The following is a 24,493-nucleotide window of genomic DNA, read 5'->3' as shown; positions in this document are numbered from 1 at the left end:
GGCTCGTCCTGTGACCATCCCCCACCCGACACCGACGATTCGTCGCGCCCGCGTGGGGGTTGCGCTGCTGTTCCTCACGAACGGCGCGCTGTTGGCGAACATCCTGCCGCGCTACCCCGAGATCAAGGCGTCGCTCGGGCTGGACGCCACTTTCTACGGACTCTCGATCGCCGCCTTCCCCGCCGGAGCGATTTTCGTGGGGCTCTCGGCAGCGGTGTTCATCCGCCGATTCGGCTCGGCGCGCGTGGCGATGATCGGCAGCATCCTCACGGCGCTCGCGCTGCTGTTTGCCGGGCTCGCGCCGACGGCGATCGTCTTCGCGCTGGGTCTGTTCCTGGCGGGGGCGGCGGATGCCATCACCGACGTCGCGCAGAACGCGCACAGCCTGCGCGTGCAGCGCGCGTATGACCGGTCGATCATCAACTCGTTCCACGCGATCTGGTCGATCGGCGCGGTGCTGGGCGGGTCGATGGCCGCCGTCGCGATCGCGCTGAGGGTGCCGGTCGGGGCGCACCTGGCCGTGTCGACGGTCGTGTTCGGTGTGGTCGTCGTGCTCGCCTACCGCATGTGCCTGCCGGGGCCCGACGCGGAGTCGGGGGCGGATGCTGGTGCCACCGCCTCTGGTGATGGCGCGCGCACTGGCTTCTCGCCGCGCCTGGCCGTGACGCTGGTCGCGCTGATCCTGATCGCGACCGCCGGGGCGGTGATCGAGGATGCCGGCATGTCGTGGGCCACGCTGTACCTGTCGGACTCGCTGGGCGCCGCGGCCGCGCTCGCCGCGACTGGATACATCGCCCTCGTTGGAGCGCAGTTCGTCGGTCGAATCTTCGGCGACCGACTGATCGACCGGTTCGGAGCTCGGGCGATGGTGATCTCTGGTGGCCTGTTCGCCGCGGCGGGGATGGGGCTCGCGCTGGCATTCCCGACAGTGCCCGGGACGATTCTCGGCTTCGCGTTGGCCGGACTCGGGTCAGCGACGCTGATTCCGACGGCGTTCCAGGAAGCGGATGACATGCCGGGGCTGAAGCACGGCAGCGGGATCACGATCGTTGCGTGGATGCTGCGATTCGGGTTCCTGCTCGCGCCGCCAGTCGTGGGGGTCATCGCGGACAACGTCGGGTTGCGGGCCGGACTGGTGATCGTGCCGATCGCGGGGCTGGTGGCGGTGGTGTGTGCTGGAGCGGTGAAGAGGCGGATGCCGACAGCCGACTAGCCCAGCGATAGACTCCAGCCCTTCTCGCAACTAGCTATTCGCTACGCCGGCCGGCCGCTGGACTTTGCCCCTACAGTGTGAGCATGTCGCCAACTCCCATTCGCCTTGGACTCGGTGACTACGTGACGCGTCGGGACCTCGCGCTCGAGTACGGCGGCGCAACCCAGGGCGGCATCATCGCCAGCAAGCGGTCCAACACGGTCTTCATTTTCACGGACCACAGTGAAGGAAACCAGTTCGGATACGTGTATGACGGATTCAGCCCTGACGGCACCGTTCTCCACTACACCGGTGCTGGACAGGGCGGCGATCAACTGGAGACGGGCTCAAACTCTCCGATCGTTACGCACGCCGAAAAGGGGCGATCGCTCCACGCTTTCGTCGCAGACGGGCTCATGCCGGGGACGCAGACGAAGCGGCAACGCTATCTCGGTGAGTTCATCTTGGATCCCGCTAGGCCGTACGAGCGGATGCCAGCGCCAGACGTGAACGGAGCGTCGCGGACCGTCATTGTGTTCCGGTTACTTCCTGTCGGGCTGGTCCCCGAGATATTGCAACAAATCGTCGGGTTTACGGGCATCCGCAACACGGCGAAGTCTCTGAAAGTGCCGATCGAGATCAACTCAAAGTACTTCTTCGAAACGTCGGGCCAACTCGGTGGCCCTGCAGTTCGGCGTGAGTCTCTTCTGGTGGATGAATTCGTCGCTAGCCAGTCCGGCCACGAGTTCTCCAGGTTTGCGATCAAGTTGCCGGAAGACCGTTCACCGTTGCTCACCGACATCTATGACGAGACCGATCGGGTGCTGTACGAGGCGAAGGCGCTGGCTGGACGGTCGGAGCTACGCATGGCAGTCGGCCAGCTCTACGACTATCGCCGGCACGTCGGAGTACGTGACCTAAGGTGCTCAGTCCTCCTCCCGGAGCGGCCGAGCGCAGATCTCCGTGACTACCTCGAGCAGGCGGATCTGGGCCTTGTGTTCAAGGACGGAGATGGATTCAACCTGGAGCAACATCATCCCAGAAGCACTGCGACCACTCGCTGAACGGCGGGAACATCGGCGGGCGCCCATTCGACGGAGCCCAGCTGCGCGGCGGGGATCCAGCGCAACTCGGCGTGTTCGGTGAGTTGCGGTTCGCCGGCCACGAGCGTCGCGAAGAATGTCGTCAGTGTGACGACGCCAAAGTCGTATTCGTGGCTCGTTGTCTCGACGTGTTCGCCCACGTCGACTTCGCAAAGCAGTTCTTCCCGCATCTCACGACGAAGAGCTTGTTGAGGCGTTTCACCAGGCTCGACCTTTCCGCCGGGAAACTCCCATACGCCCGGGAGTTGCATTGCTGTGCTTCGCCGTGCCGACAGCACGGCGTCGCCACGTACGACGACTGCGCCAACGACATTGATCTGCTTCTTCACATGAATCTCCGTGTACGTACCGGTTGCGGCAAGCCTATCGGCGGCCCTGCCCGCGCACCCGCCGCCGCGTGGCGTGAGACCAATCGTTCGGCTCCGCTATGGTCTGAAGTATCCAATGTCGGATGAATTGAGCGGAGTAACTGTGGAGTTTGCGGAGCGTGTCGGGGCCCTCGCTGGGAAGGTGCGGAGCCAAGCGGAATCCATCGGTACTGAGGAGGCGACAAAGAACGCGTTCGTAATGCCTTTCATCGCGACGATTCTCGGATACGACGTGTTTAACCCGCTTGAAGTCGTTCCCGAGTTCACCGCTGACGTCGGGACCAAGAAGGGTGAGAAGGTCGACTACGCCATCATGCGTGACGGCGAGGTGCAGATTCTCATCGAGTGCAAACCGTCGATGGGCGCGCTAAAGATCGAGCATGCTTCGCAACTGTTCCGATACTTCTCGGTGACCAACGCGCGCATCGCAGCTCTGACGAACGGTGTCATGTGGGAGTTTTACACGGACCTTGATGCACCCAATCGCATGGACGCAAAGCCATTCCTGGTGCTTGATTTGCTCGATATCGATGAGACCCTGATCGCAGAGCTTCGGAAGCTCAGCAAGGACAGCTTCGATCTCGATTCCATCATCAGTGCCGCTGAGGAGCTCAAGTACATCGGTGCACTCAAGCGCGAGATTGCATCGCAGTTCCGTGAGCCGTCTGACGAATGGATCAAGTTCTTTACGTCACGAGTGTACGAAGGGGCTTTCACCCAGCGAGTCCGGCAGCAGTTCACGGGACTCGTCGGAAAGGCTGCCCAGCAGTTCCTTACGGAACGAGTGAATGATCGCCTCAAGGCAGCGCTGGGGGCCAGTAGTTCGAGCACCGCCCTGACCGAAAGTCCGACGAGCTCGGAAATCGCCGAGGCGGACATCGACCGTGACCCTGAGCTTGAGACGACTCTCGAGGAGCTTGAGGGTTACCAGATTGTCAAAGCGATCGCCTGTGGAGAGGTCAAGCCGCAGCGCGTGACCCAACGTGATGCAAAGAGCTACTTCGCGGTGCTGCTTGACGACAACAACCGCAAGCCAATCGCTCGTCTGCACTTCAACGGCAAGCAGAAGTACCTCGGTCTGCTCGACGAGGAAAAGGTCGAGACCCGTCATCCGATCGAGGGGCTGGATGACATCTACGCGCACGCAGAGGACATTCGCGCGGCCGTCCTGCGGTACGTCTAGTCGCAGGCGATTCCATTGTTGTCGCGGTCGAGGTCATAGATATCTGAGCCCACAACGCGGGCTTGGCCATCGAGGTACGCCGGTCCGTTGCCGGAACCGCCAGCGCAGTCGACATCGCTCGCGATCGGTACGCAAGCGCCTGTGTAGTTGGAGTCACATTTGCCGCCTCCGTTCTGCACGAGCGGTACCGGTGCAGCGACCGGCTTGAGGGTTCCGCGAGTCGTGACCTCGGATATGGGGTTCAGGAACACCGCCTCCTCAATCAGTTCGCGGGAGGTCTCCTCGCCGTCAACGTACGTGACCTTGTAGGTCGCGCGCATGGTCCCGTCGACGCCTGTCGTCGTAACCGTCGTGGTTCCTTCAGCCAGGGACGCGTCGTCGAGGGTCGTGCGCTCGAAGGGTATCGGCGTGTCGACGTTCACCTGCTCGTACGTGGTGGGAATGGGAGTCGGCGTGGGAGTATCCACTTTCTTCGGGGTGTTCGGTTCGGGCGCGATCTCCATGAGCGCCGCCGGAGCCTGTGGATTATTGGACGGGGTTGCGTTGGCAGCGCCGCCACCCACAATCAGCAGAACGGCGGCTCCGAGGGCGACAAACCCTGACTTCCTTGATCGCATCCCCAGCCTCGGGGTGGCGCCCTTGATCACAGTGAACAGGCCAAGGCCGACGGCGAGCAATACAGAGATGACGAGTAGTGGCGTAGCAACCCGACCCAGCACGCCACCAATGATCAAAATGCCGACGATCACCGCGAACACGATCCATCCGCGAGGGCTCTTCTTCTGAGCGACAGCAACCGGACGTTTGCGGGCCATGCGAACACCTGCGTTCAGGTAGGGTCGGGCGTTCGCTAAACCGAGGTCATGCGCGCGCCGCGAGCGAGGTGGAATAAAGACACAGACAGCGCGGGCAACAAGATCCGGCTGATCCACACACTAGCGCTGCGCGTTACCGACGACAGCATTCCTGAGGTCGGGGCCTACTGAGCCACGTCACCCACGTACGCAGGCGTGATGCCCGGCCAACGCCCGTCCGTCACCGCTACCGAATCTCCACCACCCGCACCTGCGTGTTCCCCTTCGTCTCGACGTAGACCTCGTAGTCGCCGACTGTGTACGTGCCCGATGCGTTGTTGCGGATGGTGAACGTCTCCGAGACCTTCGAGGTGCTGCCGTCAACGTGGGTCTCGTCCACCGTGATCGTCAGCTCGTTCGTGTTGCCCTTGAGCTTCTTCACCACCGCCGACGGCTCGGCGTCGACGACCGCGTTGTCGACTGTCACGTAGACCGCGTCAGGTGACGAGAATTCCGCGTCCTTGGCGCCGTCGCCGAACACGAAGAAGCCGCGCTTCTCGACGGCGCCGCGCTCGGGGAACGGGTTCGAGTTCGACTCGAGGTAGTCGGGGTTGACGGTGTAGAGATCCGATTTGGAGTCCGCCAGCACCCCCTCGACGCCGGCATACGGGGCGTCAGTGACCGCCAGGTTCACCGACAGGTAGAGAGCGTCGGGGTTCGTCGCCGAGGTTCGCGACGAGAAGTACTCGTCGGCATCCTGGCCCGAAGGTGCTGCCAGCGGAACCACCTGATCGCCTGCGAGGATATTGAACGCGAAGTCACCGTAGCCGCCTTCGACGAAGGTCTGCCACGCAGCATCCGACATGTAGGCAGGACGCTCCACCTTGAACTCCAACCGCATCGGCGCCACGTATGTCGATGCCAGATAGTCCGCATCCGTCAATGGCAGATACACACCGCCCGGCTCGTGTCCGAGTGCGAACGATGCGGCGTTCCGCGTCGTATTGCCGCGCCCGTCCCACATCGGAATGGTGAACGACGTGGCGCCGAGCAGTGCCTGGTCGTCGAGCGCACTGGCATCCACCTCGCTCGACGCATCCTTGTACGTGCCGATCGTGACGTCGAGCAGATCGAGGTCGGCTCGGTCGGGGTTGAGCCCCGGAATGTCGGCCCACAGGAACTGCGCGCCGGCCGGCCCGGTGTATCGCGCCATCTCCAGCATCCCGTCGGCCATCATCTTCGTCATCTGCACGGCTGAGTCGACACCCATCCGCTCGTTGGCCGTGTGCCACCAGCGCTCGTTGCCAGGGATGATGGCGCCAAAGGCGGTCATCTTGTTGCGGAAGTTGCTGGCCAGCGTGCCACCGGTGGTGCCCTGCGGGTAGACCACGTCCTGCAGCGCGTACGGGTCGGCGAACTCCTCGGTGTCGCTCTCGACCGTGGCGCGATAGCTGCCGTACTGCAACGCCGTCAGCGGGTTGTCGTGGGTGACGTAGAGTCCGGCTCCGACCGGCGCTCCCAGCGCACTGATCGTGAAGCCCTTGCCTTGGAAAGCGGCTGTCACCGCGGTCGTCGCCTGGCTGGAATCGTCTGCCGTGACGTGCATGCTGCGCACGTACATCGGGATGCTGAGTGCGTCGTTCGCGAAGAAGCTCGTCGGCTCCTCCGAGCGGATGCCGCCCATCAGCGCGAACGTGAGGTTCGGCGTTCCGTTGTCGGGGTTGCGCAGGAGGCTTGCGGGGATGCCCATGTACTTGCCGATGTAGGCCTCGCCCTCGACGCCGTCCTGGAAGAACAGATCGCGGACGCCATCGGATGCCTTCTTCAGTTGCAGTTCATCGGCAGTCACTCCCACGGCGTCGAAGCCGTCGGAGAGCAAAGACATGCCCCAGACGACCGCGTTCTTGCCGTACTGCGGGCTGGGCATTTCCATCGCCACGTCGGTGTTGATCTCAAGGCTGAGCACGCCGTCCGCGATCGCGACCTGAACCTTCGGTGTGGCTCCGGCCTCCGTCGGCAGCCAGTCCTTGGCTGTAGCGGAGTCGGTGATCGCGTCGACGAACTCGTCGCGATCACCCATGCTCGCATCTGCCACGTCGAGCGTGAACGTTGCCCTTGACGCGATCTGTGTCGTGCTGCCGTACGCGATGTCCTTCAGTGTCGAATCGCCCTCGCGCAGCGTGACGCCGGCAGTCGCGCCGGTCAGATGGAACGCCTTCGTGCTGTCGCTCGACAGGTCCATCGACACGGTTGGCGTGACCGCGCCGGAGTTGCCGACGATTACCGGGAACCGCGAATCCGAGGTGTAGCCCGCGATCGGCATCTCCTCGCGATTGAGGCTCTTGTAGGCCCAGTTGTCGTAGAAGCTCGGGTTCGCGTTGTACGGGATGGATTGGAAGGCGGCGGTGTTCGCCGCGGTTGGCGTGCCCGGCCCGCCGTCCTCGTAGATGCCCATGACGATGCGGATACGCCGGTCGATCGGCAGGCCGGCCTCAAGCAGCGCCTTCGCGGCCAAGAGCGTTGCCAGCGTCGGGCCGCTGTCATCCTGGATGCCGGCGCCATAGATCCAGCCGTCCTGCACGTACGGCGAATGGTAGGCCCCTGGCGCGCCGAGGTTGCCGTCGGCGTCGCGCCAGCGTTCCAACTGCTCTGGTGACACAGCGGACCTCGACGAGTCGAGGTGGCTCAGCGCCATGACCATCTCGGGGGCGTCTGGGTCACCGATCTCGACGTAGACGTACTTATCGGGCTGCCGCTGCACAACCACGGGGAAGCCGAGGTCCTTCGCGAGTTTGACCACCCAGGCGAGCTTGGCGACTTTGCGGTCGTACTCGTTCTGGTTCGCCTCGGTGTTGCTGACCGGGAAGGGATACGTCGTCGCGGCCGTGCCGCCCCGCGAGATGGAGTCGTAACTGGAGCCATCGAGCATCGCTCCGACCAGCGTGAGTGGATCGTACGAACCGTCGCCGGCTCGTGCGCTGCTGACGACGCCGGCCAGAGCATCCACCTCTGCGTGGACCGTCTCGCGCTCGTCGCCGGTCACTGAAAGGTCGTACGCGACGTCCGGTTCGAACCGCTCTTCTGCGCTGCTCTTCGCCGAAGGAGTGGATGCCGCTCCCAGCGAGAGAACAACAGACGCGCCCAGCGCAATCGCGATCGACTTCTTCCTCATGGCCGTACTCCCTCGTTGGACAGGCTCCGGAATTCTGGAATATCTCGTCGTACGCGAGAGTCTTTCGGAGGGTCTGAGGGTTGTCAACGGTTCGAGGACACCTTGTTCACCCCCGACAACTGACCGCACCGGTTCCTGCAAGAGCAACTGCAAGGCGGCCGCGCCGATTCGGCGGCGGATCGAAATGACAAGTAATGTCGTGCGTGATGCTCGGTTTGGATAACTACGGAGCGTTTAGTGCTTGTCAATCTGCTCCGCAATTTGAATCAGCCACCCGCGCGGGCGGATACTCATGGCATCCACCCACCTCTCCATTGGGAAGCCTGATGCCCCTCTCCGCTGCAGCGCCGCACGAGACCACCATCGCCGTTGTCGGCGCCGGCCGCCTCGGCACGGTGCTCGCGCGCGCCCTGCGCGCGGCCGGATTCGATGTGCGAGGCCCGCTGGTCCGCGACGAGATCGCGAACACCTCGACCACCGAGAGCACCGAGAACACAGAGCGCATCGACATCGCCCTGCTCTGCGTCCCCGACTCCGCGATATCGGATGCTGCCGACGCAGCCCGCCCGCACGCGGATCTCATCGGACACGTCTCCGGTGCCACTTCATTGGATTCCGTGGATTTCAGCATCCACCCGCTGCAGACCTTCACCGGAACCGAGGCGCCCGACGTGTTCCACGGCATCGGCGCGGCCGTCGCCGGACGGACGCCCGAGGCGCTCGCAACAGCGGAGCAGCTCGCGCGCGCCCTCGGCGCACGTCCCGTCGTGCTCGACGACGCGCACCGCGCGGAGTATCACGCGGCCGCGTCCTTCGCCTCCAACTTCGTGCTCACTGTGCTCGACGCCGCCGAGCAGCTCGCTCACGCCGTCGGCATCCCGCGCGACGAAGCACGCGACCTGCTCGCACCCCTCGTGCGCCAGAGCGTCGACAACTGGGTGGCAGTCGGGGCGAAGGAAGCCCTCACCGGGCCGATCGCGCGCGGCGACCACACCACTGTCGCCCGCCAGCGCACGGCCACCGTTCCGCTCGACCTCGAGCACCTCTTCGACGCGCTCGCCGACAGCACGCGAGTGCTCGCAGAAAGGCCCGCCGCATGAAGATCCTCCGCACGATCGGTGACGTCCGCGACGCCGTGCGCGCTGCTCGCGCGCAGGGGCACCGAGTCGGACTCGTCCCCACGATGGGCGCCTTCCACGACGGACACCTCGCCCTCATGCGACACGCTCGCGCGCACAACGAACTCGTCGTCGTGTCGCTGTTCGTCAACCCGACCCAGTTCGGTCAGGGCGAAGACCTCAGCAGCTACCCGCGCGACGAGGCCCGCGACGCCGCGCTCGCCGAACAGCAGGGCGTCGACATCCTCTTCGCCCCGGAACCCGCAGAGATCTATCCAGACGGCTTCGCCACCAGCATCCACGTCTCAGGCCTGACCGACGTGCTCGACGGCGCCGCCCGCGGCCCGCACCACTTCGACGGCGTCGCCACCGTCGTCACCAAACTGCTCGGCATCGTGCGCCCCGACACCGCGTACTTCGGGCAGAAGGACGCCCAGCAGGTGCTCGTCGTGCGCCGGGTGGTTCGCGACCTGAACCTCGACGTGCGAATCGAAGCACTCCCCACGGTGCGCGAGGCCGACGGGCTCGCCATGAGCTCGCGCAACGTGTACCTCGACGCGGACGCCCGCCGGCAGGCCGCGGCATTGAACGGGGCGCTCAGCGCAGCATCCGACCTCTTCGCATCCGGCGAACGCGACGCGGAGGCGATCCTCGCCGCGGCCCGCCGCGTGCTCGCCGATGCCGACGTGACCCCCGAGTATCTCGAACTGCGCAGCGCCACTGATCTGCGCACCCTCGACCGCGTCGATGAGGATGCACTGCTCGCCGTCGCCGTCGCCGCCCGCGTCGGCGCTGCGCGCCTCATCGACAATCACCTCTTGAAAGGCGCCGGCTGATGCGACGCACCATGCTGAAATCGAAGATCCACCGCGCGATGATCACCGGAAGCGACCTGAACTACGTCGGGTCGATCACCATCGATCCCGACCTGCTCGAGGCGGCCGACATCCTCGCGCACGAGCAGGTGCACGTCGTCGACGTCGACAACGGCGCCCGTTTCGAGACCTACACGATCGCGGGTTCGCGCGGCAGCGGCGTCATGCAGGTCAACGGCGCCGCCGCCCGGCTGGTGCACGCCGGTGACACCATCATCGTCATCTCGTACGCCGAGTACTCCCGCGACGACCTGGCTGACTACGCGCCGACCGTGGTGCACGTCGACCGCAGCAACACGATCATCCAGGTCGACGCCGCCGTGGACCAGCTGCTGACCGGAGTCGCATCGTGAGCACGCACGCAGCCCCGAACAAGCGCATCACCGTTGGCGACCTCGCCGCCAAGAAGCAGGCCGGCGAGCCCATCGTCATGGTCACCGCCTATGACTACCCCGGCGCGCAGATCGCCGAGGCCGCCGGCGTCGACCTGGTGCTCGTCGGTGACAGCGGCGCGATGACCGTGCTCGGATACGACAGCACCGTGCCCGTCACCACCGACGAGATGCTCATGCTCACCAAGGCTGTGCGGCGCGGCCTCACCGCTCCGCTGCTCGTCGGTGACCTGCCCTTCGGATCGTACGAGGGCTCGGATGCCCTGGCGCTCGCGACCGCGCAGCGGTTCGTGAAAGAGGCCGGCGTCGACCTGGTGAAGATCGAACGCGGTGGCACCAGCGTCGACCGGGCGCGCGCGCTCGTCGGCTCTGGCATCCCCGTCGTCGGGCACGTCGGACTCACGCCGCAGACCGCGACCGCGCTCGGCGGCTACCGCGCGCAGGGCCGGACCGCCGAGGCGGCACTCGCCGTCATCGACGACGCGCTCGCCCTGCAGGACGCCGGATGCTCGCTTCTCGTCATCGAGGCCGTGCCGTCACAGGTGACAGCAGCCCTCATGCCGCTGCTCGAGATCCCGGTGATCGGGATCGGCGCCGGGGCGGATGCTGACGGGCAGGTGCTGGTGTTCCATGACCTGCTCGGGATCTACGGCGGGCCCGCCGCGAAGTTCGTCAAGCGGTACGCCTCGCTGCGCGAAGCGGCGATCGACGGCATCGCCGCGTACGCCGACGAGGTGCGCTCGGGCGCGTATCCAGGACCAGAGCACGGGTACGCGATGGCGGATGCTGAGGCCGAGCGCCTGCGGGAGATGCTCGCCGGGCGGTGAGGCAGGGGGCCGCCGACAGGGCGGGCTCAAGTTTTCGTGATGTTGTATTTACTTCTTTTCGCGACCCTCCGCGCTTTTCCGGGGAGGTTGTTTACCTAACGTTCCTTCCTTCGCCCCTCAGCGTCTGTGATCACTCCCTAACGTCGCTATCGTCACCGGTTCGGTGCGACATGGATATACACGTGGAAGTGGGACGAAGTGAACAGACAGATCGCAGGCGTTTGCACGCTGGCGGCCGTCGTGGCCGCTGCGGCGCTGCCGATGACAGCTGCGCAGGCGGCGGACGAGCTCGCAGCGCCCACGTTCAGCCAGGACGGCGGCCGCTACACCGAGTCGACTACCGTCGAACTCGCAGCGCCCGAGGGTGCGCAGATCCGCTACACGCTCGACGGCTCGATGCCCACGGCCGAGAGCCCGCTGTACGAGAAGCCCCTCGTCGTCGACGAGACCACCAACATCGCGGCGACCTCGGTGAAGGGCGATGCCGTATCCCCCGCCGAGATCGAAGGCTACATCGTCAAGTCCGACGAGAAGCCGCTGCTGTCGTTCTTCGTGATGAGCGACATCCACACGTCGCAGCTGAACGAGAAGAGCCGTGGCATCTGGAAGAGCCACTTCGACACGCTCGCATCGATCAACCCCGACCCCGACCTGATCATCTCCAACGGAGACCAGATCAACGACAACAACTGGAACACCGCACCCGATCACCAGGTCGTGAAGACCATTCTCGACGAGAACATGGCGCGGCTCGACATCGAGGACACTCCGATCCTCATGTCGCACGGCAACCACGACGTCGGCAACGCCGACATGGCGCAGTACTACGGCGACTGGTTCCCCAACGCCACGGGCGGCTACTACGAGAAGACCATCGGCGGCAGCACCTTCCTCGTCATCGACACCGAGCGCTACTCCGGCGCCCAGCGCAGCTGGCTGCAGCAGCGACTGGCCGCGCTGTCGGCGGAGGGCGAAGCCCTGGACACGCCGGTGTTCGTGGTGGGCCACCGTCCGGCATCCGGCACCGTGCACGACGGTGCGCAGTCTTCGAACGGCGACCTCACCGAGGATCTCGCCGCGCACCCCCAGGTCGTGTACTTCTCGGGCCACTCGCACCTGCACCTGAATGACGAGCGATCGATCTGGCAGGACGGCTTCACCGCCGTCAACGACGGTTCGATGTCGTACACCGAGACTCCGCACGACGTCTATCAGTCCGACGGCAACGCGCTCTGGGAGGAATTCACCATCCCGACCGCGCAGGCGTTGTACGTCGAGGTGTACGACGATCGCACCGAGATCGACCGCGTGAACTTCGCGGCCGAGAACGAGCGCACCTACGCGGATGGGCAGTGGGGCGCTTACCAGGACGACTATCCCTTTGCGAGTGCCGGAACGCTCGCCGGCCCCACCTGGACCGTGCGTCTCGAAGGAAGCACCCCGGACGAGGTCCGCGAGAACTTCGACTACACCTCAGCCGCCCGCGACACCGTCGCTCCATCGCTCGACGGCACGCCCGCGCACATCCTCGTTGACGGCAAAGACGTGCTGCGCGTGCCGGCAGCGACCGATGACGAGTCGGTGTACGGCTACGACGTCAAGGTGACGGATGCTGCGACCGGGGCGCTCGGACTGCCCATCCGCGCCGGAGCCAAGGTCCTGGCGGACTTCCAGATGGCGCCCCGCCCGAGCATCCTGAACATCCCACTGGCGATCGGCAACCGCAGCCAGAGCGATGCCGAGCCAGTCAGCCTGACTCGCGGCACCGAGTACGTCGCCGAGGTGGCGGCCGTCGACATGTACGGCAACCGATCCGAGCCCAAGAAGGTCGAGTTCGTGGCGGGTGAGGATGCTGCCGCATTGCCGAGCCGGCTGAAGCTGACGACCGCCGACGCCGATTTGATCCCCGGCGAGGCGACCACGGTCACCACGACCTTCACCAATCAGTCGGGCGCGACGATGACGGACGTCTCCGTCGCGTTGAACGTGCCCGAGGGCTGGAACGCTTTCGCCACGGGCGACTCGAACTTCAAGAAGCTGAAGAACGAAGAAGAGCGCGCGATCGAGTGGGTCGTGGTGCCCACGACGGATGTTGCCGCCGGGCGTCACACGCTGGCGGGCGAGGCAACCTACACATCTGCGGGCGAGACCGGCTCCATCACGCGCCGCACAGCTCTGACGACCCTCGCCGACGGCGAGGTGCCGAGCTCGCGTCTGTCGATCGCCGGCTTCTCCAGCCAGGGAGCCGGCGCCGATGAGGCCGCTGCGAACGCGATCGACGGCAACCCGGCGTCGCTGTGGCACACGCAGTACGCGGTCGCGCCGCCCGCGGATTTCCCGCACTGGATCACGCTCGACCTGGGATCCGAGCATGTGCTCGACGGTCTGCGGTACCTGCCCCGCCAGACCGGGACCAACGGAAACCTCAAGGGCTATGAGATCCACGTGTCGAACGACAACGAGCAGTGGGGCGACCCGGTCGCAGCCGGATCCTTCAGCACCGGAACCGGCTCCAAGCAGGTGGACTTCGCGGAGGTCCGCGGGCGCTACATCCGGCTCACCGGAATCAGCGCGCACAACGGACTCGCGTTCGGTGCAGCCGCCGAGCTCACGCCGCTCGGACACCTGGCGGCGCAGCGACCCGAGGCGACGGTGACTGCTGAGACCAGCACTGCCGGCGGCAAGGTCAAGCTGTCGGTCTCGGTCACCAACGACGACAGCGAGCCGGTCGATGCGAACGTGCTGACCGCGTTCGGCGCCCACGAGTTCACGGGCGTGCGGCCCGGCGAGACCGTCTCGCGGACGTTCCAGACCAAGCAGTCGACAATCGCCGCGGGTGTGGCGGTCGTGGAGCTCACCACGGAGATCGACGGTGAGGCCGTCACCCGCTTCGCGGTCGCCGACCATGCTGCAGGCGACGCGGTGCGACCGCAGGTGAGTCTCGTCAGCCCGACCACCGCCGGGCCGTCACCGGTTCTGGACATCCAGGTCGACGCGACCGACGAGGTCGGGCTCGAGCGGATCGTCGCGAACATGTATCAGAAGGGCAAGGTCGTCAAGAGCACCCAGTCCGCCGTGGAGGGAACCAGTGGTTCGCACAACGCGATGGTGACGCTTCCCGACGGGGAGTACACCGTGAAGTACAACGCGAAGGATGCTGCGGGCAACGTCTCGAAGACCTCGACGTTCGACGTCGTCATCGACGCCACGGCGCCGACCGTGACGGTGAAGACCGAGGTCTCGGCTACGGTCGGTGACGAGGCGGGCTACGAGACGGTCAGCTTCAAGCTGCACGACGCCCGGAAGATCGATCGCGTCGAGATCAACGGAGTCGTGAAGGATCTGAGCGACAATCCCTGGTCGGACGTGAACTTCGTCAGGCCGGGCGTCTTCGGCGCGGTGACCGGGGCGAACACCCTCGTCGCCTACGACGTGGCCGGAAACTCCACCACGGTGGAGTTCACGCTGCGCTGAGTCGACAGAGGGTCCCGCGGTCGAGAGGTCTTCGGCCGCGGGACCTTCTGCGAGCGTGGCTCGACGCGTCGCAGCGCGGGTCATCGGTCAGGGGAGATCCTTGACGTCGATCCGGTCGTCGGCATCGGGGATGGCGTCCTCGTCGCGATCGTCTCCGTCGCGCTCGTCGGGGCGCTCGCGCTCGTCGTCATCCTGACTGAGGTCGGGATCGACGCCCGAGGCGCGCGTCGGGTCATCGGCAAACGGCGTGGGATCTGACATCTTCGGCTCCGATCGTGTGACGAGGGCTCATCGGCGTCCCTCGGGAGAGCCCACACTGGCATCCGGAATTCTCCCGACGAACCCCGTTGACAGACCTGCGCGTCGGCGGCACAGGCGGGACTGCTCCTACGCGTCGTCGTCCGGCACCCAGCGCAGCAGGTCGCCCGGCTGGCAGTCGAGCGCCTCGCACAGGGCATCCAGCGTCGTGAAGCGCACCGCCTTCGCCCGCCCGTTCTTCAGCACGGCGAGGTTCGTCGGGGTGATGCCGATGCGCTCGGCGAGCTCGCCCACAGCCATCTTGCGGCGGGCGAGCATGACGTCGATGTCGACGATGACGGCCATCAGATCACCTCGCCGAGCTCGTCGCGCAGGTGGCGCGCCTCGTCCTCGCGGTCGATGGCCTGACGCAGCAGCGCGCGCATGACGACGACGAGCAGGGCGATCCCGGCGAGCACCAGAGCGGCGCCGCACACCAGCGCGACGATGCCGGGCGCGGCTTCGCTGGGCGCGAGGACGACCGCGAACGAGAACGCCAGCAGCGCGGCGGCGCCGAACGCGCCGATGATCACGTCGACGTAGCGGAACGACGACGGCTGGAAGATCGAACCCCGCCGCACCTTCGTCAGCAGCATCCACACGCACACCGCGAACACCTGCATCGTCACGATGCCGAGGATCGCGATGACGACGAAGCTCACCCGGAACCACTGCGGGGCGCCGTCGAGATCAGCCCACAGCAGCGGCACGATCACGGTCTGCACGACCAGCGAACCCAGCAGCGCCAGCGCGATCACGACGCGCAGCACCCAGATCGTCACTCTTCCCATGACAACATCCTCTCATCGAGCTACGGGGATAATCTATCGTTAATCGTTCGGTCGCGTGCTGCAGGTGCGTGCGTGCGTCGTGCGGCGAGGGTGCTGGGTGCGCGCGCGGTTCCCGGGTCCGGATGCGCGCGGTTCGCGGGCGGGCGGGACCGGGCGAGGGTGCGCCATTCCGGTCGCAATTTCTCCCGCTTCGATCGACGTGCAGCGGGAGAAATTGCGACCGGAATCGTCGTCCGGCCCCGCAGGCGGGAGAAATTGCGGCCGGAGCCCCCGCAGCAGCCGCCAGTCGACCCCAGACCACTTGCCGAACGACACCTAGCGACATATCGTTAACCATCGTTCAGATTCTGAGGAGGCATCATGAACAACGCATTCCCCTCTGGTGGGTTCGGCTTCGGCGCCAGCAACGGTGCGGGCAACCCCCTGGCCGGCGTCTGGGAGGCCATGGACCAGCTGCGCACCGGCTTCGAGCAGCGCTCCGGCGGCTCGCGCATGGCTCGCGGCGACGTGCGCGCGGCGGTCATCTCGCTGCTCGCCGAGAAGCCGATGCACGGCTACCAGATCATCAGCGAGATCGGCGAGCGCTCGGGCGGTGCGTGGAAGCCCAGTGCCGGATCGGTCTACCCGACCCTGCAGCTGCTCGCCGACGAAGGCCTGATCACCGCTGAAGAACAGGGCGGTCGCAAGACGTACTCGCTGACGGAGGCCGGCATCGCCGAGTCCGAAGAGGCAGCATCCAAGCCCGCACCGTGGGAGAACACCGGAGGGCGCTCGACGAGCCACCTCGCTGCCCTCCCCAAGGCCGGCATGGAGCTCGCCAGCGCCACAGCGCAGCTCGCCCGCACCGGCACACCGGAACAGGTCGAGCAGGGGGTCGCCATCCTCGAAGACGCGCGCCGTAAGCTGTACGCAATTCTCGCCGAAGGGTGACAGCGAACGAGGGGGCCTCGATGGGGGATGACCGCGCGCGCACGGCTGGTTCCCCTGGCTCGGCGCCTGTCTTGAGGTCGTCGAAGGGCCGCGCCAGATACCGGCGCATCCTGCGCTTCGCCGCACGCGCCTTCGCGCAGGTCTGGTGGTTCGAACTGATCCTGCCGCGGTTCGGCTTCGGCCGTGTCGCCGAGCGCACGCGCGACGCACGGATGCTGGCGCTCGCCCGCCGGTTCCGCGACCTGGCCGTCGACCTCGGCGGCCTCATGATCAAGGTCGGGCAGTTCATGTCGTCGCGCCTCGACGTGCTCCCACCCGAGATCACCAGCGAGCTCGCGGCGCTCCAGGACGAAGTGCCGGCCGTGCCGTTCGACGACATCCGCGCCGTCGCCGAGGCCGAGCTCGGCATGCCGCTCGAGCGCGCGTTCGCCTCCTTCGATCGGATGCCCGTCGCGGCAGCATCCCTCGGTCAGGCGCACCGCGCCACCCTCAACCCGACCGACGCCGCTGACACCGGACTCGACGGCGTCGTCGTCAAGGTGCAGCGACCAGGCATCGATCAGATCGTCGACGTCGACCTCGCAGCTCTCCGCCGCGTCGCGCGCTGGGCGCAGCGGGTACGCGTGGTGGCCGCCCGCGTCGATGCCCCCGCGCTCGTCGAGGAGTTCGCGCAGACCTGCCACGAGGAGATCGACTACCTGCACGAGGCGGCCAGCGGTGAGAGATTCGCCCAGGACTTCGCCGACGATGACCGCGTGGACTCGCCCGCGATCGTGTGGGAGCGCACCACCCGCAAGGTGCTGACGCTGCAAGACGTCACGGCCATCAAGATCAACGACACGGTCGCGCTGCGCGCTGCCGGCATCGACCCGACCGACGTCGCGAAGGTGTTCGCCGATGTCATGCTCGACCAGGTCTTCACGCACTCGTTCGTGCACGCCGACCCGCATCCCGGGAACATCTTCGTCACGCCGCTGCCAGAGGCCGGCGCCGGCGAGCGCACCTGGCGACTCACCTTCATCGACTTCGGGATGATGGCCGAGGTGCCGGACGAGCTGCGCAGCGGCCTGCGCACCCTCGTGATCGCCGTCGCCTCGCGCGACAGCCGCGGGCTCGTGAAAGCCGCTCAGGAGATCGGAGTCCTGCTGCCCTCGGCCGACACGATCGAGCTCGAGCGCGCACTCACCGTGCTGTTCGCGCGATTCGGCGGCATGGGCTTCAGTGAACTGCGCGACGTCGACCCGCACGAGTTGCGCGACTTCGCCGCCGAGTTCGGCGACTCCATGCGCAGCCTGCCGGTGCAGTTCCCCGAGAAGCTGCTGCTGCTCATGCGCGCGGTGTCGCTGACATCCGGAATGTGCAGCGCCCTCGACCCCTCCTTCAACATCTGGGAGCCCGTCGAGCCCTACGCCAGCAAGCTGCTGCGCGATCAGAGCGGACACCTTCTGCAGGATCTCGGCAAGCAGTCCCTCGCCAACGCCGGCGTGCTGTGGCGGATGCCGACACGCGTCGACACGCTCATCGACCGCTTCGAGGCCGGCACGCTCACCTTCGACGTCTCGCATCTCGAACAGCGCCTCGACCGGATCATCCGGGTCGCGTTCCGCGCGGTATCGGCCGTGTTGTTCGGGGGGATGCTGATCGGCGGCGCCCTGCTGCTCGGGCCGGTCCCGTGGCTGGGCGTGACGCTCATGAGCCTGTCGGCGCTCCCACTGCTGCACGCCCTGTTCGGCAGGCGATAGCAGGGGAAGGCAACGCGGAGCCCGTTTCTCGGTACTCACCTTGAAGCGGAATCGTCTCGATGAGGAAAGCAGTGCGATCGGAGTTCCGCTGCTCTGACACCGCAGCATCCTCCTACGCCATCGCGAGCGTCAGGAGATCCTCTCGACGACGAGGGTGAATGCCGTCTCCGGGATCCGGATGCCCGGGGTCGTCATGCTCTCCAGTCGCAAGGTGTCACCCGCCTGCGCGTTCACATAGCTCGTCGCAGAATACGAGCCGCCCTGCACGATCGTGCGCAGGGTGAGGATCAGGGCGATGTTGACATCGAAGATGGGCCGGCTGACCACCGAGCTGTCGATCGCGGAGCCGTTGTGGCTCAGCCAGTACTTCGACGAGTCGGATGCTCCTATCGAGATTGTCGATGTCGACCCGGCGTCCGGGGCAGCGACGTAGGTGACCCGATAGGTGCCTGAGGCGGGGATCTCGATGGTCCCGTCGGCATGGGTGACCGCTGGCGTCGAGCCTGAGTGCACGCCGGTGAAGTCGACGAATGACGAACCTTGCGCCAGAGTCTGTCGTGCAGACAGGAAGGTATAGGCGAGTACAGCGGATGCGCCGTCGGCCCCGGCGGGGCCCGCGGGTCCAGTGGGCCCTGCCGGACCCATTGGACCGGCAGGGCCGGCGACGCCCTGAGGACCGACGGAACCTACCTCCCCGGCGGGTCCGGCAGGGCCGATAGGCCCGGTAGGGCCGACGGATCCGGGAACACCTGGTTCACCGATGGGGCCGACGGGGCCTGGAGCACCTGGCTCACCGATGGGGCCCGGCTGCCCGGCGGGACCCACCGCGCCCGGTTCGCCGGATGTCCCTGCAGCGCCACTGGGGCCGACAGCACCGGGGTTTCCTTGCGCCCCGGACGCGCCTTGTTCTCCGGCCGCGCCTTTTGCTCCGGCCGTGCCTTGCGCTCCGGTGCCGCCGGTCTCTCCCTGGGCCCCGGGCGATCCCGGTGCACCTGGCTCTCCAGGTGCGCCCTGGTCTCCGGGTTCGCCGACCTCGCCCGCTACTCCCTGGGTGCCTGGTACGCCATCCGCGCCTTGCGCGCCGGCGACAGTGCTGGTGATCGCCGAGGTGGCGACGGCGCCTCCGACGCCACCGGCAAGTCCGAGTGCGAGTGCAAGAACGAGGACGACAGAAGTGCGCAGCGCAGGCGCGCCGTCAGGACGAGGCATCGGTGACTCCGGGGGATCGGCGGGACGACGCGCTACCGTTTCGAGCCGATACCGCGAGAGTACGACAACACTCTAGCGACCCGTCGCGTCCCGATTGCGCCGCCGGGCCCCGCCGCCGCGCGTGACGCTCACGAGCCGGTCGGTGCTGCTGCTGCACGCGCGGTCGGGAAGCGGACGCCCGGCTGTCAGTTCCGCCGCGCATCCGCCGCAGCGATGCCGCGGCGCATCTCCTCCCGCGACGCTGCATCCCACGGGCCCGAGGCGGCGAGCGGGATTTCGGTGAGGAAGCGCCGTTCCGGCTCCGGCATGCGCGAGACGAGCGCGTCGGGATCGCCGCCCGCCGTCGCATACAGCGCTGGCCCGTCGGCGTAGAACAGGTCGGTGACGACGAGCCGGCCGTCGCCGCCGCGCATCACGTTCGACGGATTCGTGTCGAGCGGCCCGCACCAGGGCAGCTCGCGTAGTGCGCGTGTATGAATGCCGTCGATGAGATCCACCAGCTCGGCCACGGTCTCATCGCGCTTGGTGATGAGACCGTGGAACGCGCGGGCGTCGGATTCGTCGACCGGCGTCAGCCATTCCATGAGCTGCAGGTCCCCGCCGCCCACCAGCCTCCGATGTGCGAACAGCTCGGGTACGAGCCGAGTGTGGGCCGCTGCACGATAGAGTTCCGCCGTGTACGGCCCTGTCGGATCGAACGGGCTGATCCGCACGGCCGCTGATCCGTCGGGCGCGCGCAGTGCGAGCGCCCAGTCCCCGGCACCGGCCCACGTCCATCCCGCATCCGTGAATGCGCGCTCGGCTGTGCGGTGGTCGGCGTCCGCGGGGAGCGCGGCGAGCGTGGCATCCATCTTCTCAGTCTGCCCGCAGGCGCCGAGCAGCTGCGATGTCCGCTGGATCATCGCCGGGTCTGCAGACACGATCCGCTGCCGTCCGCAGGTGCGCTTGCTGACCAGTCCGGCGCGTTCGAGCACCGCGACATGCTTCTGAACGGCTGCGAAGCTCATGTCGTATCGAGGTGCAAGCTCACTGACCGAGAGCTTCTCGCCCAGGACGCGCGTGAGGATGTCACGCCGGGTGACGTCGCCCAGGGCCCGAAAGATGAGATCCGCCTCGTCGGGGCCGAGCTCAGGGGAGTACACGCGGCAGTCCGCCGGCACGATCACGGATGTGCGGTGGTGAGAAAGGACCGAACCCAGGGGATCAGGGCTGCGGGCTTCATCATCGGCGTCGCGTGGTGCGCGCCGTTGATCGTCGAACAGTCGGCTCCGATGAGGGATGCGAGCTCTCGGGTTCCGCTCTGCAGGAACGGTTCGCTCTTGCTTCCGACGAGTACGAGAACGGGCGCACGGAGCGCCTTCCACCGGTCGGTGCTGAGAGGTTCGCCGTCTTGCAGCCCCATGCAGAGCCGCGTGTCATAGACCGTAGTCTGAGCCATCTTGACCATGGCTCGCCATGGCCCGATCATCGCCTGCATCGCCCAGATCATGAGCGCGGGGGCACCGAGTGCGACGCGGTTGAACTCGCGAACCGCCTCTGACGCGAGGCCGTCTCGTACGAGGGCATCCAGGCGTGCGGCGAGGTCGCGAGGAACGGGGGCGCGTTGATCGTCCACGATCACCGGAGGCTCGTAGGCGATGACGCCGACGACCTTCTCGGGCAGCCCTGCCGCGGCGTCCAGGGCGAGGACCGCGCCCGACGATGCGCCGAACAGCACTGCGGTGCCCCCGTGCGCATCGACGAGCGCCTCGATGTCTTCGACCTCGCGGGCGATCTCCCACGAGCCGGCGTCGCCGCTGTTCCCGCGACCTCGCCGGTCGTAGTTCACGACCCTGTACCCGTCTGCGAGCAGAGCCCCCAATCGGTGGTTGTCGCGAAGGTCGGACAGCGCTTGCGCCACGAGCACGACAGTCGGCCCGTGCCCGCTGCGTTCAAACGAAATCCTCGTCCCGTCCGCAGACGTGACCTGGTGCAGCGAGGTGGTGGGGGAAGTGTTGGTCTTGGTCATCTTGATCATGTCCGTTTCGAGAAGTCGGCAGTCTCAGCGGCGCGTCATCGTGGACGCGTAGCCGCCGTCCCCGGGGTACACCCAGGCGCCATCCAGCACCCGGTCGTCATCGCTGAAGGTGCCAGTGAAGTAGGCCGGGCTGCCCTTGGCGCCCGCCCAGATGGTGAGTGTGTCGCCCTGCAGCTCGTAGACGTAGTCGAGGGTGTTGCCCATCGAGTCGTAGAACCGCGACACGACGTCCGTCCCGGCCGGTTCGCCGAACGGGTGCAGCTGCCCGATGACTTCGAGGCCGGTGATCGTCTGGCCGAACTGCTCCAGTTCGACATGCTGCAGCAGGAAGAATCGTCCGGGCATCCACTCGTATCGGATGACGCCCTCGGCGCCCCCCGAAACCGTCCATTCGCCGATGAGCCGGTCCAGCGCGCTGACAGCGCTGCTGGGCACGGGCTGCTCATCGAGTCCGTACGCGTCGATCTGCTCGGAGGTGATGGTCTCCAACGGGTGCTCGTTCATGGGGTGTCCTTTCGCCGGCAGCCCGGCGGGCCGCCTTTTCAGATACCTCGGAGCCAGGTCGCGCGGATTGACATCGGCGCGGAAATTCGTCTTGCGAGCAGATGTCAATGCTCGGCATCCGGCTCCGACGTATCTGCGCATCGTCACTGAAATGACCAGAGGAGCACACCGTGACCACAAGAGACCCAGCCCTGCCGCGCACGACGCGGACCCTTCTGCTCGCCGGTGCACTCGCCGGACCGCTGTTCTATCTGTCCGCGATCGTGCAGATGCTGACACGCCCAGGATTCGACCTTCGCATCCACCCGCTCAGCCAGCTCTCCACCGGGGAACTGGGCTGGATCCAGATCCTCACCTTCATCGTGGTGGGGCTCGGATTGATCTGCCTGTCGATCGGGCACCGCAGAGTCGTGACGGCCGGCGTCGGTCGCACCGCCATTCCGGTGCTCATCGCGATCGGCGGGATGGGCTTCATCGCCGCCGGCGTCTTCCCGCAGGATCCCGCGAACGGATTCCCCATCGGCACGCCTGACGGACCGGCCGCAGAGCCGTCGCCGCACGCCGTTGTCCACATGGTGGTGGCGATCGTGGCGTTCACCGCGCTGGCGGTGGCAGCGATCGTCGCCCTTGTGCGCGCAATCCGCGAGCGCCGAGTGGTTGCTGCGGTCGCCAACGGCATCGTCGCACTCGCCCTTCTCGCCCCGGTGATCCCCGACATCGCCAGCGTGCAGGTGGCGATCACGGGGCTCTTCGCCTTCGGCTGGTGCACCGCCAGCGCAATCTCGTTGCTGACATCACCGAGATGGCTCGTTAGCCTGGACGCGCCCCGACTCAAGGAGATGACACCGTGAAGTTCCTCATCCTCGGCTACACGCCGAGCACCAGCTGGGATGCCGCAACCGCAGACGCCCCGACCGAGGATGCGCTCGCCGCATTCGCCGCCTACCAGGAGTTCGAGGCCGAACTGCGTGCGAGCGGAGAGTTCGTCAGCACGGAGGGACTCGGGCATCCGGCCATGTCGACGACCGTGCGCAAGACCGACGGCAGCATCGTCATCACCGATGGTCCGTTCGCGGAGCTGAAGGAAGTGCTCGCGTCGTTCGCTGTGATCGACGTGTCGGGATTGGAGCGTGCAAAGGACATCGTCGCGCGGATGGTCGAGATGCTCGGCGAACCGATGGAGATCCGGCCGATCATGGGTGACGACTTCGCGTGACAGCCCCTTCCGGAGCGATCGAGCACCTGCTGCGCACCGAGGCGCCGCAGGTGCTCGGCGCCCTGGTGCGCCGCTTCGGCCACTTCGACATCGCGGAGGAAGCCGTGCAGGACGCTCTCCTCGCCGCGAGTCGGCAGTGGCAGGAGGAAGAGCTCCCCGAGAACCCCAGGTCCTGGTTGATTCGCATCGCCTACCGCCGGATGATCGACACCCTCCGCGCCGAATCAGCGGATCGCCGCCGTGAAGAAGAGTACGCAGCATCCGAGCCGGTCGCCGGCCTCGCGCCCCCGAGCCCTGCCGACCACGACGACAGCCTGAACCTTCTCTTGCTGTGCTGCCACCCGGCCCTCTCTTCCGCCTCTCGCGTCGCCCTGACGCTGCGTGCGGTGGGCGGGTTGACGACCGCAGAGATCGCACACGCCTACGGGGTGACCGAGCAGACCATGGCCGTGCGAATCAGTCGCGCAAAGCAGCAGATCCGCAAGAGCGGTGCGCGATTCGAGTTCATGGCCGACGACGACTTCCCGGCCCGGCTGTCTGCCGTGATGCGCGTTCTGTATCTGATCTTCAACGAGGGCTACACGGCGACCACGGGGGCGCAGCTCACCCGAACCGACCTGACCGGCGAGGCCATTCGCCTCACGCGGCTCCTTCACGCCCTCGTCCCCGATGACCCAGAACCCGCAGGACTGCTCGCACTCATGCTGCTGACCGATTCGCGGCACTCCACGCGCGCCAGTGCGAACGGAGATCTCATTCCGCTGGCCGATCAGGACCGCACGCGGTGGGATCAAGCAGCCATCCGCGAAGGCTCAGAACTCATCCGCGCCGCGTGGTCGCAAGGTGACGTCGGGACGTACCGGCTTCAGGCCGCCATCGCAGCCGTGCACGCATCCGCCCCGGTCGCCGAGGAGACCGACTGGGAGCAGATCGCTGCGCTCTACCTCGCGCTCGAACAGGTCGAGCCCAGCGGGGTCGTCATGCTCGCACGAGTCGTCGCCGTCGCCCATGCATTCGGTCCCTCTCACGCCGACGCGCTACTGCAGCAATTGGACCGTGATCATGGACTTCTGCAGCACCCGCTGACCCGGCATCGGGCGCACGCGATCCGTGCGCACCTCCGCGACGCGAAAGGGGATGCTGCTGACGCGAGAGCCGACTTCCTTGCCGCCGCTGACATGACGGCGAACGAGCCGGAGGCTCGGTATCTGGTGCGAAAGGCGGATGCGGAGTTGGATCCGGAATCGGTGACAAGAGGGTCTTGACACCAGCATCCGCCCGTCGTAACG

23 protein-coding genes are annotated in these 24,493 nt (G+C 66.5%); 13 read left to right on the top strand and 10 right to left on the bottom strand.

Translation table 11 applies throughout. The annotated features are described in order from the left end of the window. The first annotated feature begins 10 nt into the window (after nucleotides 1–10). Together MNR00_RS16215 and MNR00_RS16210 are read left to right on the top strand one after the other, a co-directional pair. Nucleotides 11–1,213, top strand: coding sequence for an MFS transporter (locus tag MNR00_RS16215; protein ID WP_347271920.1), 1,203 nt, complete (start codon nucleotides 11–13; stop codon nucleotides 1,211–1,213). Between the two features lie 83 nt (nucleotides 1,214–1,296). Next, nucleotides 1,297–2,256 carry a hypothetical protein gene (locus MNR00_RS16210; RefSeq protein ID WP_241926939.1) on the top strand — a complete coding sequence of 320 codons (960 nt, stop codon included), beginning with the start codon at nucleotides 1,297–1,299 and terminating at the stop codon, nucleotides 2,254–2,256. Here the strand turns inward: MNR00_RS16210 and MNR00_RS16205 are convergent. Continuing rightward, nucleotides 2,226–2,624, bottom strand: coding sequence for a (deoxy)nucleoside triphosphate pyrophosphohydrolase (locus tag MNR00_RS16205; protein ID WP_241926938.1), 399 nt, complete (start codon nucleotides 2,622–2,624; stop codon nucleotides 2,226–2,228). The two genes, MNR00_RS16210 and MNR00_RS16205, sit on opposite strands and share 31 nt — an antisense overlap. A gap of 142 nt (nucleotides 2,625–2,766) precedes the next feature. Here MNR00_RS16205 and MNR00_RS16200 point away from each other — a divergent pair, with 142 nt between their 5' ends. Next, a complete protein-coding gene (locus tag MNR00_RS16200) occupies nucleotides 2,767–3,846 on the top strand; it encodes a type I restriction endonuclease (RefSeq protein ID WP_241928874.1) in 1,080 nt (359 codons plus the stop codon). Here MNR00_RS16200 and MNR00_RS16195 read toward each other — a convergent pair. Continuing rightward, nucleotides 3,843–4,661: a G5 domain-containing protein gene (locus tag MNR00_RS16195; protein ID WP_241926937.1), complete on the bottom strand. Its 819-nt coding sequence runs from the start codon at nucleotides 4,659–4,661 to the stop codon at nucleotides 3,843–3,845. The two genes, MNR00_RS16200 and MNR00_RS16195, sit on opposite strands and share 4 nt — an antisense overlap. A 226-nt stretch (nucleotides 4,662–4,887) precedes the next feature. Further along, on the bottom strand, nucleotides 4,888–7,812 hold the full coding sequence (locus MNR00_RS16190; RefSeq protein WP_241926936.1) for a M20/M25/M40 family metallo-hydrolase: 2,925 nt from the start codon (nucleotides 7,810–7,812) through the stop codon (nucleotides 4,888–4,890). Between the two features lie 326 nt (nucleotides 7,813–8,138). On the opposite strand from MNR00_RS16190, the gene MNR00_RS16185 reads away from it, so the two are divergent. The 5 genes from MNR00_RS16185 to MNR00_RS16165 all read left to right on the top strand — a co-directional run bounded on the left by MNR00_RS16185 (nucleotide 8,139) and on the right by MNR00_RS16165 (nucleotide 14,498). Beyond that, nucleotides 8,139–8,912 carry a Rossmann-like and DUF2520 domain-containing protein gene (locus MNR00_RS16185; protein WP_241926935.1) on the top strand — a complete coding sequence of 258 codons (774 nt, stop codon included), beginning with the start codon at nucleotides 8,139–8,141 and terminating at the stop codon, nucleotides 8,910–8,912. Next, nucleotides 8,909–9,766 (top strand): pantoate--beta-alanine ligase, encoded by an 858-nt coding sequence (panC, locus tag MNR00_RS16180; protein WP_241926934.1) that lies wholly within the window; start codon nucleotides 8,909–8,911, stop codon nucleotides 9,764–9,766. The genes MNR00_RS16185 and panC overlap by 4 nt, the downstream gene beginning before the upstream one ends. Further along, a complete protein-coding gene (gene panD, locus MNR00_RS16175) occupies nucleotides 9,766–10,158 on the top strand; it encodes an aspartate 1-decarboxylase (RefSeq protein ID WP_241926933.1) in 393 nt (130 codons plus the stop codon). Before panC ends, panD begins: the two co-directional genes overlap by 1 nt. After that, nucleotides 10,155–11,024, top strand: coding sequence for a 3-methyl-2-oxobutanoate hydroxymethyltransferase (panB, locus tag MNR00_RS16170; protein WP_241926932.1), 870 nt, complete (start codon nucleotides 10,155–10,157; stop codon nucleotides 11,022–11,024). The genes panD and panB overlap by 4 nt, the downstream gene beginning before the upstream one ends. 198 nt (nucleotides 11,025–11,222) lie before the next feature. Then, nucleotides 11,223–14,498, top strand: a complete 3,276-nt coding sequence (locus MNR00_RS16165) for a discoidin domain-containing protein (RefSeq protein ID WP_241926931.1) — start codon at nucleotides 11,223–11,225, stop codon at nucleotides 14,496–14,498. A gap of 87 nt (nucleotides 14,499–14,585) precedes the next feature. On the opposite strand, the gene MNR00_RS16160 is transcribed toward MNR00_RS16165, so the two are convergent. The 3 genes from MNR00_RS16160 to MNR00_RS16150 all read right to left on the bottom strand — a co-directional run bounded on the left by MNR00_RS16160 (nucleotide 14,586) and on the right by MNR00_RS16150 (nucleotide 15,586). Continuing rightward, nucleotides 14,586–14,759: a hypothetical protein gene (locus tag MNR00_RS16160; protein WP_241926930.1), complete on the bottom strand. Its 174-nt coding sequence runs from the start codon at nucleotides 14,757–14,759 to the stop codon at nucleotides 14,586–14,588. Nucleotides 14,760–14,885: 126 nt separating this feature from the next. After that, nucleotides 14,886–15,101: a helix-turn-helix transcriptional regulator gene (locus MNR00_RS16155; protein ID WP_241926929.1), complete on the bottom strand. Its 216-nt coding sequence runs from the start codon at nucleotides 15,099–15,101 to the stop codon at nucleotides 14,886–14,888. Further along, complete coding sequence (locus MNR00_RS16150; RefSeq protein WP_241926928.1) at nucleotides 15,101–15,586, bottom strand: DUF2975 domain-containing protein; 486 nt, start codon at nucleotides 15,584–15,586, stop codon at nucleotides 15,101–15,103. Before MNR00_RS16150 ends, MNR00_RS16155 begins: the two co-directional genes overlap by 1 nt. A 360-nt stretch (nucleotides 15,587–15,946) precedes the next feature. Between MNR00_RS16150 and MNR00_RS16145 the strand changes: the two genes are divergently transcribed. Together MNR00_RS16145 and MNR00_RS16140 are read left to right on the top strand one after the other, a co-directional pair. Next, nucleotides 15,947–16,516, top strand: a complete 570-nt coding sequence (locus MNR00_RS16145) for a PadR family transcriptional regulator (RefSeq protein WP_241926927.1) — start codon at nucleotides 15,947–15,949, stop codon at nucleotides 16,514–16,516. 71 nt (nucleotides 16,517–16,587) lie between these two features. After that, complete coding sequence (locus MNR00_RS16140; RefSeq protein ID WP_241926926.1) at nucleotides 16,588–18,258, top strand: AarF/UbiB family protein; 1,671 nt, start codon at nucleotides 16,588–16,590, stop codon at nucleotides 18,256–18,258. 129 nt (nucleotides 18,259–18,387) lie between these two features. Here the strand turns inward: MNR00_RS16140 and MNR00_RS16135 are convergent, their stop codons facing one another. The 4 genes from MNR00_RS16135 to MNR00_RS16115 form a co-directional block, all read right to left on the bottom strand. After that, on the bottom strand, nucleotides 18,388–18,903 hold the full coding sequence (locus MNR00_RS16135; protein ID WP_241926925.1) for a hypothetical protein: 516 nt from the start codon (nucleotides 18,901–18,903) through the stop codon (nucleotides 18,388–18,390). A 749-nt stretch (nucleotides 18,904–19,652) separates the two neighbouring features. Next, complete coding sequence (locus MNR00_RS17230; protein ID WP_347271919.1) at nucleotides 19,653–20,609, bottom strand: metalloregulator ArsR/SmtB family transcription factor; 957 nt, start codon at nucleotides 20,607–20,609, stop codon at nucleotides 19,653–19,655. A 20-nt stretch (nucleotides 20,610–20,629) separates the two neighbouring features. Continuing rightward, nucleotides 20,630–21,475: an alpha/beta hydrolase gene (locus tag MNR00_RS16120; RefSeq protein WP_241926924.1), complete on the bottom strand. Its 846-nt coding sequence runs from the start codon at nucleotides 21,473–21,475 to the stop codon at nucleotides 20,630–20,632. A 33-nt stretch (nucleotides 21,476–21,508) separates the two neighbouring features. Further along, entirely contained in the window at nucleotides 21,509–21,988 is a 480-nt protein-coding gene (locus MNR00_RS16115) for a hypothetical protein (protein ID WP_241926923.1), read from the bottom strand. A 170-nt stretch (nucleotides 21,989–22,158) separates the two neighbouring features. On the opposite strand from MNR00_RS16115, the gene MNR00_RS16110 reads away from it, so the two are divergent. Genes MNR00_RS16110 through MNR00_RS16100 form a run of 3 tightly spaced genes read left to right on the top strand, consistent with a single transcriptional unit; the run spans nucleotide 22,159 to nucleotide 24,469 of the window. Further along, nucleotides 22,159–22,839 carry a DUF998 domain-containing protein gene (locus tag MNR00_RS16110; protein WP_241926922.1) on the top strand — a complete coding sequence of 227 codons (681 nt, stop codon included), beginning with the start codon at nucleotides 22,159–22,161 and terminating at the stop codon, nucleotides 22,837–22,839. After that, nucleotides 22,836–23,204, top strand: a complete 369-nt coding sequence (locus MNR00_RS16105) for a YciI family protein (RefSeq protein WP_241926921.1) — start codon at nucleotides 22,836–22,838, stop codon at nucleotides 23,202–23,204. The genes MNR00_RS16110 and MNR00_RS16105 overlap by 4 nt, the downstream gene beginning before the upstream one ends. Then, the gene (locus MNR00_RS16100) at nucleotides 23,201–24,469 is read left to right on the top strand and encodes a sigma-70 family RNA polymerase sigma factor (RefSeq protein ID WP_241926920.1); all 1,269 of its coding nucleotides are present in this window, start codon (nucleotides 23,201–23,203) and stop codon (nucleotides 24,467–24,469) included. Before MNR00_RS16105 ends, MNR00_RS16100 begins: the two co-directional genes overlap by 4 nt. Nucleotides 24,470–24,493 lie beyond the last annotated feature (24 nt).

The organism is Microbacterium sp. H1-D42, from assembly GCF_022637555.1.
Taxonomy (GTDB): Bacteria; Actinomycetota; Actinomycetes; order Actinomycetales; family Microbacteriaceae; genus Microbacterium.
Note: the sequence above shows the minus strand (reverse complement) of the source record. Positions and strands in the feature narration are given on the sequence as shown.

What these genes read in the sequence shown, in the direction of transcription:
- MNR00_RS16190 (WP_241926936.1), bottom strand. Translation starts at nt 7,812, where the DNA reads ATGAGGAAGAAGTCGATCGCGATTGCGCTGGGCGCGTCTGTTGTTCTC.
- MNR00_RS16115 (WP_241926923.1), bottom strand. Translation starts at nt 21,988, where the DNA reads ATGAACGAGCACCCGTTGGAGACCATCACCTCCGAGCAGATCGACGCG.
- panC (WP_241926934.1), top strand. Translation starts at nt 8,909, where the DNA reads ATGAAGATCCTCCGCACGATCGGTGACGTCCGCGACGCCGTGCGCGCT.
- panD (WP_241926933.1), top strand. Translation starts at nt 9,766, where the DNA reads ATGCGACGCACCATGCTGAAATCGAAGATCCACCGCGCGATGATCACC.
- MNR00_RS16155 (WP_241926929.1), bottom strand. Translation starts at nt 15,101, where the DNA reads ATGGCCGTCATCGTCGACATCGACGTCATGCTCGCCCGCCGCAAGATG.
- MNR00_RS16160 (WP_241926930.1), bottom strand. Translation starts at nt 14,759, where the DNA reads ATGTCAGATCCCACGCCGTTTGCCGATGACCCGACGCGCGCCTCGGGC.
- MNR00_RS16120 (WP_241926924.1), bottom strand. Translation starts at nt 21,475, where the DNA reads ATGACCAAGACCAACACTTCCCCCACCACCTCGCTGCACCAGGTCACG.
- MNR00_RS16135 (WP_241926925.1), bottom strand. Translation starts at nt 18,903, where the DNA reads ATGGGTCCGGCAGGGCCCACTGGACCCGCGGGCCCCGCCGGGGCCGAC.
- MNR00_RS16195 (WP_241926937.1), bottom strand. Translation starts at nt 4,661, where the DNA reads ATGGCCCGCAAACGTCCGGTTGCTGTCGCTCAGAAGAAGAGCCCTCGC.
- MNR00_RS16185 (WP_241926935.1), top strand. Translation starts at nt 8,139, where the DNA reads ATGCCCCTCTCCGCTGCAGCGCCGCACGAGACCACCATCGCCGTTGTC.
- MNR00_RS16210 (WP_241926939.1), top strand. Translation starts at nt 1,297, where the DNA reads ATGTCGCCAACTCCCATTCGCCTTGGACTCGGTGACTACGTGACGCGT.
- MNR00_RS16145 (WP_241926927.1), top strand. Translation starts at nt 15,947, where the DNA reads ATGAACAACGCATTCCCCTCTGGTGGGTTCGGCTTCGGCGCCAGCAAC.
- MNR00_RS16150 (WP_241926928.1), bottom strand. Translation starts at nt 15,586, where the DNA reads ATGGGAAGAGTGACGATCTGGGTGCTGCGCGTCGTGATCGCGCTGGCG.